The sequence below is a fragment of the Rheinheimera sp. genome (assembly GCF_036568245.1).
Classification (GTDB): Bacteria; Pseudomonadota; Gammaproteobacteria; order Enterobacterales; family Alteromonadaceae; genus Alishewanella.
In genome coordinates this window covers 1-10033 of the sequence record NZ_DATCSY010000077.1, presented here as the reverse complement: position 1 = coordinate 10033, position 10033 = coordinate 1, and the positions used below count along the sequence as shown (strand labels likewise).

The following is a 10033-nucleotide window of genomic DNA, read 5'->3' as shown; positions in this document are numbered from 1 at the left end:
ACCGGTAAAGTGCTGGCAGAGAACAACGCCGATATGTCACTGGCGCCGGCCAGCCTGACCAAAATGATGACCAGCTACGTCATCGGTACTGAACTTAAAAACGGCAATATTGCCAATACTGACATGGTCACCATCAGTAAGAATGCCTGGGCAAAAAACTTTCCCGGCTCGTCACTGATGTTTATTGAAGTCGGCACGCAGGTATCCGTAGCTGATCTGAATAAAGGTATCATTATTCAGTCAGGTAATGATGCTTGTGTCGCAATGGCAGAGCATATTGCCGGCAGCGAAAGCGCATTTGTCGATTTAATGAATGCCCATGCCCAGCGCCTTGGTATGCACAGCAGCCGGTTTGGTAATGCTCACGGTTTGCCAAGTGCCGAAAACTTCACCACACCAAGAGATATGGCCATATTATCGGCCGCCATGATCCGCGACGTACCAGACGAGTATGAAATCTACTCGCATAAAGAATTTAGCTATAACAACATCAAGCAATACAACCGTAACTCCCTGCTGTGGGATCGCAGCCTTGACGTTGATGGCATTAAAACCGGCCATACTGATGAGGCAGGCTTTAGTCTGATTACCTCTGCAACGCGCGACGGTATGCGGCTTATCTCTGTTGTTATGGGTACGGCCAGCGAGCAGGCCCGCGCTGCCGAGAACAAAAAACTGCTGACTTACGGCTTTCGCTTTTTTGAAACCATTACCGCCTATCAGGCAGGCGAGCAGTTTGCTGAACAGCGTATCTGGCAAGGCGATAAAGAAACGATACGTTTAGGTATATTGCAAGCGGTGCAAGTGACTATACCTCGCGGTCAGCGCAAAAATCTGCAGGCTGACTTCACCTTGAACCAGGAGCTAATCGCCCCCATAACCAAGGGACAGCAGCTTGGTACCGTTTACCTGAAGCTTAACGATGAAGACATTGGTACTTATCCGTTAGTGGCGCTGGAAGATATCGCCGAAGGTGGTTTTTTCAGTCGTATGATTGACTATATCAAGATGCAGTTTAATTAATCCGGCAGAGCATCAGCTTTTCGCTACTAAGTCCCGGCATTGTCCGGGACTTTTTGTTACAATTAGTCCAGTTTAATCAGGCCACAGCCTGCAGTGCGATAGTGAGAGTAAAATGGCACACGAAGTAAAGAATACCAAGTTTGATGAATATCTGGAGTTTCCTTGCCAGTTCAGTTTTAAAGTACTTGGGCTGGCCGATGAAGCGCTGGTTGATCAGGTCATGGCTGTGGTGCGCCAGCACACTGATGCCGGTGATTATAGCCCGGCAGTGAAACCCAGCAGCAAAGGCAACTATCACTCTGTATCAGTCAGTGTCACCGTCACCAGTAAACAGCATATCGAACTGCTGTACACTGAGCTTGGCAAAATTGAACTGGTACGCTACGTACTGTGAGATACGACCTGTCTCTGAGCCATTCGAATTCAGCGCATAAGGCAGTATAATGCAGACCGAATCACAGCAAGCCGGAACCAGCGTGGCCGGATATGCCGATATTACCCAGCAACTGTTAGTGAGAGAGCTGGGAACTGAGGACTACACCACGGTGTGGCAAGCTATGCAGCAGTTTACCGATCAGCGCAGTGAACAAACGCTTGATCAGCTGTGGCTGCTGGAGCACCAACCGGTATTTACTCAGGGCCAGGCCGGAAAAGAAGAGCATCTGTTACTACCTGGTGATATTCCTGTCGTTAAAGTAGATCGTGGCGGCCAGGTAACATATCACGGCCCCGGTCAGTTGGTAGTTTACGTATTGCTTGACTTGAAACGGCGTAATCTGGGTGTTCGGGCTTTGGTTACACTGCTGGAGCAAGTGCTGATTGAGCTTTTGGCAGCTTATGGCATTACGGCTTACGCCAAAGCCGATGCGCCGGGCGTCTATGTCAATGATGCAAAGATTGCATCTCTGGGTCTCAGAGTGCGTAAAGGCTGTACCTTTCACGGCCTGGCACTTAACGTTGATATGGATTTAAGCCCGTTTCTGCGCATTAACCCCTGTGGTTATGCCGGTATGCAAATGATCCAATGTAAAGATTTAGGCGGCCCGCAAAGTGTTGCAGAGGCCAAACAACGAATAGTGCAGTGTTTTCAGCAACAACTGAATGTAGCAACACTGCAACACACCACAGGGTTAGACTGGCAAAATGACTAAAACTGCACGTATGGAACCAGGCGTTAAACTGCGTGACGCAGATAAAATGGCACTTATACCGGTAAAAGTACTACCAACCGAGCCAGACCAAATGTTGCGCAAGCCTGAGTGGCTTAAAATTAAGCTGCCGAAAAGCTCTGAGCGTATTGACCAGATCAAAGGTGCCTTGCGTAAACATGGTCTGCATTCAGTATGTGAAGAAGCCGCCTGCCCTAACCTGACAGAGTGCTTTAACCACGGTACTGCTACCTTTATGATCCTGGGCGCTATTTGTACCCGTCGCTGCCCGTTTTGTGATGTTGCCCATGGCAGACCATTACCACCCAGCGCCGAAGAGCCGGAAAAGCTGGCGCTGACTATCCGTGATATGAATTTAAAATACGTGGTAATCACCTCCGTAGACCGTGATGACCTGCGTGACGGTGGCGCACAGCATTTTGCCGACTGTATTACCGAAATCCGTAAGCACAATCCTGCAATAAAGATTGAAGTGCTGGTACCAGACTTTCGTGGCCGTATGGACACTGCGTTGGATATCCTGACGCAAACGCCGCCAGATGTGTTTAACCATAATCTGGAAACGGCACCGCGCTTATATAAGCTGGCTCGGCCGGGAGCAGACTACAAATGGTCACTGCAGCTGTTAAAACGCTATAAAGCGGCCCATCCTAACGTAGCCACTAAATCAGGCTTAATGGTAGGTCTTGGCGAAACGACCGAAGAGCTGATTGAAGTACTAAAAGATTTACGCGATCACGATGTCGATATGCTGACCGTTGGCCAATACCTGCAACCAAGCAAACACCACCTGCCGGTAAAGCGTTACATGCCACCGGCAGAATTTGATGAAATCAAACGTATTGCTTATGAGCTGGGCTTTAAACACGTCGCCAGCGGGCCTTTCGTGCGCTCCAGCTACCACGCAGATCGTCAGGCCGCAGGTGAAGACATCGGTTGATCCTCACCTCTTGTACAGCAAACAGCGGCTGTTCTTTTAGCTGAAAACCGCTATGCTTCTAACAGCATCATTGGGGGACACGATGGACAACAGACGTTTTAGCCGGGTCAGTTTTAAAGGCTTTGCTCATCTTGATATCGGTAGCCACAGCTTAAGTACCGAAGTGCTGGATTTATCACTGCAAGGCGCTTTGATTAAAAAGCCTGAACAATGGCCACCTTCTTTGCCAAAGCTGATGCAGCTGCGTATTCAGCTGAATGATTTGCCGGTCGAACTAACAATGAAAGTCAGCGTCGCACATGACTCTGCCACGGTTGTCGGCTTACACTGCGAAAAAATTGATATTGAAAGTGTATCCCACCTGCGCCGCTTGCTGGAACTCAACCTTGGCGATGCCGAGTTACTCAGCAGAGAGCTTTCTGAACTCAGTGAGCATTAGGCATTCTCATTACCTGATCCTAGGGCGCCAGTGCCTCGGTTGCATCAGCATAGCCGTGCATTGATGCCTGCTGCATAAACTGTTGCCACTTCTCCCAATCCTGCCGTTGCCGTGCCAGATAGGCATAATAGTACTGTACCGGCATCAGCTGTTCCGGCTGGCGCAGTATAAGCTGTATCAGCTGAAAATAGTGATCCGGTAACGGCAACTCATAAAATCGCATGACATTATCATCTGCTATGACCCTGTACGCCTGTATACCCGCGGCGCTGCAGCTATCTACGGCTGTAAGAGTAGGCACCCCTGCCAGCTTCCAATACTGCATGTAAGCGTCGACGTCTGTGGCAAGGAGCAGATTAGGGTGTATTTTACCGGGACGGCACACTTCAGCTGCCGTAGCGGGTGCTAGTGCGTACTCATCGATAAAGCCGAAAATATGCATAAATTCATGCCGCAGTAATGCCATGTCTGCATTATCCGGCAGCTGCAGAATACCATTGTTGTAACTGGCTTTGCCGCGCCCGGCTATCACAAGCAGCTGGCTGAAACGGCCCTGCGCAACGAGTTCATTCAGCTCCGGATAGTCGCACTGCACCAGAGTGCTGCTGTCTTCAGAGCACGCCAGCGCCACGCTGTTCACCCTGTGTAATGGTAAAAAACAGACCGGCAGTTTTGCCAGTTGCTGATCGTGCTGCCAGTGTTGCAGTAACTGCTTCCAGGTATTAACACCGGCCTGTTGTGTCGCTACCGGCTGCAGCGATAACGTACAGCCTGCCAGCGACTGATATCCGGTCACAAGGGGGCTATTGTCCGGCCACAGCCCCAATTCAGCTCTTTTGTCAGGTCGGACGGCATCAGGGGCAATGGTACCGCTGTTTATCTGCTGTTGTAGCCAAATGGCAGTAGCAAGCTTACCCTGCTCCCGTTGCTGTAACTGTAAAGCATGTTCCAGCGCTGCAATATCGCCAAGGCTGGCGCCCTGTCGGAACCAATCTAAGGCAGCATCATACTCGCCACGGGCAAGCCGCTCAGCGGCCAGTTGCATAGCGGCCGCAGGTTCATGTCTGGCTTGCTCCATCAACTCTGACTGGTCAGGGGCTTGGGGCTGACAAGCGCTAAGCAGCAAAAAAGCAAAAAAGCCGGTGAACCGGCTTTTTAAATAACAATACTTTGCAAACTCAGGGTTCTTCATACTCGTTAACAGTTTCTGCTTCGCCGCGCAGTCTGGCCATTTCCAGTCTGGCATAACGGTGCTCAACAAATTCAAATACGTTTGTTGCCAATACCTGTTTATAGTATTCGAGCGCTTTTTCAGGCTTTCCATGGCTTTCATGCCATTTAGCCAGGTAGAAATACACCTCGCACAAGCGCTCTGCCAGCAATTGCTGACTGGACAGATCTTGCAGTACGCTATCGAGCAACGCCTTTTCTGTCATCTCCCCAGCCAGAAAACGCACAATATTGGTCGACCACTCAGCCTGATCCAGTGCCTGCATATTCTGTTTCAGCCGATTGATAGCAGCGTCAGCAGACAATTCACTTTGCGCCAGGTATAACCAGATAATACGGTAAGCATCTGCAGGCTTTAACGCCAAAAAACGTTCGAAATCAGCAACAGCCAGTTCCGTTTTGTCGGCATAATACAATGCAATACCGCGGTTCAGATAAGCAAATTCATGCTCAGGCGCTAATTCCAGTGCCGAGTCAAAAGCCTCAAACGCAGAATTAAAATCGCCACTGACAGTATGATGAATACCAACAAAGTTATAGGCATCAGCCATATCGGGTTTTAACCGCAGTGCCCGCATAAAATCGAGCCGGGCTAAAGTACGCAGGCCAACACTGTCGTACATGACGCCACGGTCGTAGTACAACTGAGCAGACTGCTCTTCTGATAATTCGGCCCGGTACAGTATCTCACTTAACCGTGCTATCGCCAGCTCAGTACGGTAAGACACCGCCAGCGGTTCTGGCGTCAGCCAGTTAACAGCAGGAGGTTGTGCTGCACAACCTCCAACCAGAGTAGCCAGTAGCGCTAAAGGCGCTACCCGGCGTAACAGCCTATCAGGCGTTTTCTTCAGCATTGGCAGACTCAGTAGCTGGCTTGGTATTCGCTTCTTTGATGCTCAAACGAACACGGCCTTGCTTGTCAACTTCCAGTACCTTAACAGCAACCTTCTGGCCAACAGTTAAGTGCTCAGATACATTGTTTACACGTTCGTCAGAGATTTGAGAAATGTGTACCAGACCATCTTTACCCGGCAATACATTAACAAAAGCACCAAAGTCTACGATACGTACAACTTCGCCCTGATAGATAGCGCCAACTTCAATTTCGGCTGTGATAGCGTTGATCTTATCAATCGCAATTTGCGCCGCTTTCGCTGTAGTGGCGGCAATTTTGATACTGCCGTCATCTTCCAGCTCAATGGTTGTGCCTGATTCTTCGGTGATCTGACGGATCACTGCACCACCTTTACCGATAACTTCACGGATTTTCTCCGGGTTAATCTTCATGGTGTAAATGCGTGGCGCATACTCAGACATCTCTTCGCGGTGACCGCTGATTGCCTGATCCATCACGTTCAGAATGTGCAAACGGGCAGCTTTAGCTTGCTTCAGCGCAATTTGCATAATCTCTTTAGTGATACCGTCGATTTTGATATCCATCTGCAGTGCAGTGATACCTTCAGACGTACCGGCGACTTTAAAGTCCATATCACCTAAGTGGTCTTCATCACCTAAGATATCTGACAGTACAACGAAATCGTCGCCTTCTTTTACCAGACCCATAGCGATACCGGCAACAGACGCTTTAATTGGTACACCGGCATCCATCAGGGCCAGTGATGAACCACATACAGACGCCATAGAGCTTGAACCGTTTGATTCAGTGATTTCAGATACGATACGTACAGTGTACGGGAACTCGTTGAAATCTGGCATAACTGCCTGCACACCGCGCTTCGCTAAACGGCCATGACCAATTTCACGACGCTTAGGCGAGCCGATCATACCGGTTTCACCTACTGAGTACGGCGGGAAGTTATAGTGCAACATGAAGGTGTCTGTTTTAGCACTTAATAAATCATCTACCGTTTGCGCATCACGTGCTGTACCCAGGGTCGCCGTTACCAGCGCCTGAGTTTCACCACGGGTAAACAGGGCAGAACCGTGAGTACGTGGTAACACACCTGTCATTACGCTTAAACCACGGATCATTTCCGGGTCACGGCCATCGATACGCGGCTCACCTTTGGTGATACGGCCACGTACAACTTTTGATTCCAGGTTGTGGAAAATTTCGCCCACTTCTAACAGATCAAGTTTTTCGTCTTCGGCCAGCTCTGCAGTTAACTTTTCTACTAATGCAGCTTTGATTTCGCCGATACGCTCGTAACGTTTAGCTTTTTCAGTGATACGGTACGCATCGCCTAAATCCGCCGTTGCAATGGCTTCAATTTTCTCGATCAGTGCAACATTTTTAGCAGGTGCCTGCCAGTTCCAGGCCGGTTTCGCTGCATCAGCCGCGAACTCATTGATGGCGCTGATCGCAGTTTGCATCTGCTCATGGCCATATACTACTGCGCCTAGCATTACGTCTTCTGACAGAATACCGGCTTCTGATTCAACCATTAATACCGCGCCTGCAGTACCGGCTACCACTAAGTCCAGCTTAGAGGTTTTCAGCTCTTCCTCTGATGGGTTCAGTACGTACTGGCCATTGATATAACCAACACGGGCAGCACCGATAGGGCCACTGAATGGAATACCTGAAATGGCTAAAGCGGCAGAAGTACCGATCAGCGCAACGATATCCGGCTGAATTTCTGGCTGTACCGATACAACAGTCGCCACAACCTGTACTTCGTTAGTGAAGCCTTCCGGGAATAATGGACGGATTGGACGGTCAATCAGACGGGCAATCAGTGTTTCGCCTTCACTTGGGCGACCTTCACGCTTAAAGAAACCGCCAGGGATACGGCCGGCAGCGTACATTTTTTCCTGATAATTTACCGTTAACGGGAAGAAATCCTGGCCTGGCTTGGCTTCTTTCTTACCCACTACCGTTACTAATACTGACGTATCACCCAGGCTGGCCAGAACTGCGGCATCTGCCTGACGGGCGATTACGCCGGTTTCAATAGTAAAAGTATGCTGGCCGAACGGGAATGATTTTACGATGGGAGTCACGTGTTTGTTTCCTTTACTTAATCGCCTAATTGCGATGTCATTTTTGTCGTTTAATACGGTGCTAGTATACTCTGTAACCAAAGCACAAAGATAGTTCAGTCAATCGTTAACTTTGGATAAAAAATAGTCTTATGTATAAAAAAAGGGGCTTAAAGCCCCTTTTTTACTGAATGCGAATTAACGGCGTAAGCCTAAACGCTCAATCAGAGTTGCGTAACGGCTCTGGTCTTTACCTTTTAAGTAGTCCAGCAGCTTACGACGCTGACTAACCATACGCAGCAGACCGCGGCGTGAGTGGAAGTCATGCTTGTGCTGAGCAAAGTGACCTTGCAGGTGGTTAATAGAAGCAGTTAACATAGCAACCTGTACTTCTGGTGAACCCGTGTCGCCTTGCTTAACAGCGAAGTCGGCAACGATTTTTGCTTTATCAGCAGCGCTTAAAGACATATTTAACTCCAAATGTGAGTGAACAAAAGTCAGGGAATTGCCGATCACTCATCCAGCAAGCCCAAAAAACCGCGCGATTATAGCACTTCAGGCTATTTTTACAACTGCTTTAACTGCCTTGTAGTGCTGCAGTATTCAATAGCCGGCGGGAGCTGAGCACGCCGTTTTCTATCTGGCCAATACCAAAAAATTTACCGTCTGGCCCATGCAGCTTTATCGCCGCGATATCTGCGATGTCTATCTGACAACTCTGGCCATGCTGCAAGCTGTGTTGCTGTGCCTGAGTCAGTTCAACTTTAACCAAATCACGAATACCCGCATCCATTGGTAACAGTAAACTATCCATAGCGCTAAAGTCGCGGCTCTGATGGCACTGCTCCGCCAGCGCATCAAGCCGGGCTGGGGTTACCATTTGCTCGGCGTTAAATGGCCCAACCTGGGTACGGTGCAACTTTGACACATGTGCCCCACAGCCAAGCAACTCACCTAAATCATCGATCAATGTGCGAATGTAAGTTCCCTTAGAGCAATGCACAATAAAGTCGGCACTGTCGCCATTAAGCGCTAACAGATCAAAGCGAAAAATGCTGATTGGCCGGGCTTCCCGTGGCACTTCTATACCCTGGCGTGCATAACGGTACAGCGGCTGGCCTTGATACTTTAATGCCGAGAACATCGTCGGTACCTGCAAGATATTACCGCGAAACGCCTGCATCGCCAGCTCCAGCTCTGCCTGGTTGAAATCCACCGGTTTTTCACTGATAACCTCGCCTTCCGCATCGCTGGTTGCAGTGCGTATGCCAAATTTTGCACTGACCAGATAAGTCTTATCGGTATCGAGCAAAAACTGACTAAACTTAGTCGCCTCACCAAAGCAAATTGGCAGCAAGCCCGATGCCATGGGATCAAGTGCGCCGGTGTGACCGGCTTTTTGTGCCTGATACAACCAGCGTGCCCGCTGCAAAATACCGTTACTGCTGACTTCCAGCGGTTTATCTAACAACAGAATACCGTTTAGAGTTCGGGCATTTTTCCGTGCCATCAGTTCGCTTGCTCGTCACTGCTTTGGTTATCACTCTCATCGAGTGGCTGACCTGATTCCACCCGGCGCCGGTCATCTTCTGCCCGCGCATTGCTAACCAGATTCGCCATCCGGATGCCTTCGTTCAGCGATTCATCAAAAGCAAAACGGATATGCGGCACTATACGTGTCTGAATACGTTTACCAATAAGGCTACGCACAAAACCTGATGCATCATTCAGGATTTTTAAATTGTCTTCTACCTTATCATCAGCCAGGCCCAGGAAGGTTACAAAAACCTTAGCATGTGACAGATCCCGTGATACCTCGACATCCGACACGGTGATCATAGTGTGCAAGCGCGGATCTTTAATTTCACGCTGCAGGATCACCGCCATTTCTTTCTTCATTTGCTGCGACAGTCTGTCGACCCGCGAAAATTCTTTACTCATAATATTTTCCAATGCCTGTTGCAGACAAAACAGGGGCCTAAGGCCCCTGTTTTCTAACTGCGTGTGTATTACAGGGTGCGTTCTACCTGTACCACTTCGAACACTTCGATTTGGTCGCCTTCGCGAACATCGTTGTAGTTCTTCACACCAATACCACATTCGAAACCGTTACGGACTTCGCTAACGTCATCTTTAAAGCGACGCAGAGATTCCAGCTCGCCTTCAAAAATAACCACGTTGTCACGTAATACGCGAATTGGCGCGTTACGTTTAATAACACCTTCAGTAACCATACAGCCGGCAACTGCACCAAACTTCGGCGAACGGAACACATCCCGCACCTGTGCC

General features: G+C 49.3%; 12 protein-coding genes. 5 read left to right on the top strand and 7 right to left on the bottom strand.

The window, feature by feature from the left end:
- The 5 genes from VIN66_RS03490 to VIN66_RS03470 all read left to right on the top strand — a co-directional run.
- Positions 1–1023 (top strand): serine hydrolase (locus tag VIN66_RS03490; protein ID WP_331922696.1); only part of this gene is annotated, 1023 nt, incomplete at its 5' end.
- Between the two features lie 112 nt (positions 1024–1135).
- Positions 1136–1417, top strand: a complete 282-nt coding sequence (gene ybeD / locus VIN66_RS03485) for a DUF493 family protein YbeD (RefSeq protein ID WP_331922695.1) — start codon at positions 1136–1138, stop codon at positions 1415–1417.
- A gap of 163 nt (positions 1418–1580) precedes the next feature.
- Entirely contained in the window at positions 1581–2174 is a 594-nt protein-coding gene (lipB, locus tag VIN66_RS03480; protein WP_414709856.1) for a lipoyl(octanoyl) transferase LipB, read from the top strand.
- On the top strand, positions 2167–3132 hold the full coding sequence (gene lipA / locus VIN66_RS03475) for a lipoyl synthase (RefSeq protein ID WP_331922693.1): 966 nt from the start codon (positions 2167–2169) through the stop codon (positions 3130–3132). The genes lipB and lipA overlap by 8 nt, the downstream gene beginning before the upstream one ends.
- 82 nt (positions 3133–3214) lie before the next feature.
- Positions 3215–3571, top strand: coding sequence for a PilZ domain-containing protein (locus tag VIN66_RS03470; protein ID WP_331922692.1), 357 nt, complete (start codon positions 3215–3217; stop codon positions 3569–3571).
- Between the two features lie 19 nt (positions 3572–3590).
- Here VIN66_RS03470 and VIN66_RS03465 read toward each other — a convergent pair whose 3' ends face one another.
- The 7 genes from VIN66_RS03465 to VIN66_RS03435 form a co-directional block, all read right to left on the bottom strand.
- Positions 3591–4817 carry a hypothetical protein gene (locus VIN66_RS03465; protein ID WP_331922691.1) on the bottom strand — a complete coding sequence of 409 codons (1227 nt, stop codon included), beginning with the start codon at positions 4815–4817 and terminating at the stop codon, positions 3591–3593.
- Positions 4750–5655: a lipoprotein NlpI gene (gene nlpI, locus VIN66_RS03460; RefSeq protein WP_331922690.1), complete on the bottom strand. Its 906-nt coding sequence runs from the start codon at positions 5653–5655 to the stop codon at positions 4750–4752. The genes VIN66_RS03465 and nlpI overlap by 68 nt, the downstream gene beginning before the upstream one ends.
- Complete coding sequence (gene pnp / locus VIN66_RS03455; RefSeq protein WP_331922689.1) at positions 5636–7765, bottom strand: polyribonucleotide nucleotidyltransferase; 2130 nt, start codon at positions 7763–7765, stop codon at positions 5636–5638. The genes nlpI and pnp overlap by 20 nt, the downstream gene beginning before the upstream one ends.
- Positions 7766–7942: 177 nt before the next feature.
- Complete coding sequence (rpsO, locus tag VIN66_RS03450; protein WP_331922688.1) at positions 7943–8212, bottom strand: 30S ribosomal protein S15; 270 nt, start codon at positions 8210–8212, stop codon at positions 7943–7945.
- A 109-nt stretch (positions 8213–8321) separates the two neighbouring features.
- On the bottom strand, positions 8322–9254 hold the full coding sequence (gene truB / locus VIN66_RS03445) for a tRNA pseudouridine(55) synthase TruB (RefSeq protein WP_331922687.1): 933 nt from the start codon (positions 9252–9254) through the stop codon (positions 8322–8324).
- The gene (gene rbfA, locus VIN66_RS03440; protein WP_331922686.1) at positions 9254–9685 is read right to left on the bottom strand and encodes a 30S ribosome-binding factor RbfA; all 432 of its coding nucleotides are present in this window, start codon (positions 9683–9685) and stop codon (positions 9254–9256) included. The genes truB and rbfA overlap by 1 nt, the downstream gene beginning before the upstream one ends.
- A 68-nt stretch (positions 9686–9753) precedes the next feature.
- Positions 9754–10033 (bottom strand): EF-Tu/IF-2/RF-3 family GTPase (locus VIN66_RS03435; protein WP_331922685.1); only part of this gene is annotated, 280 nt, incomplete at its 5' end.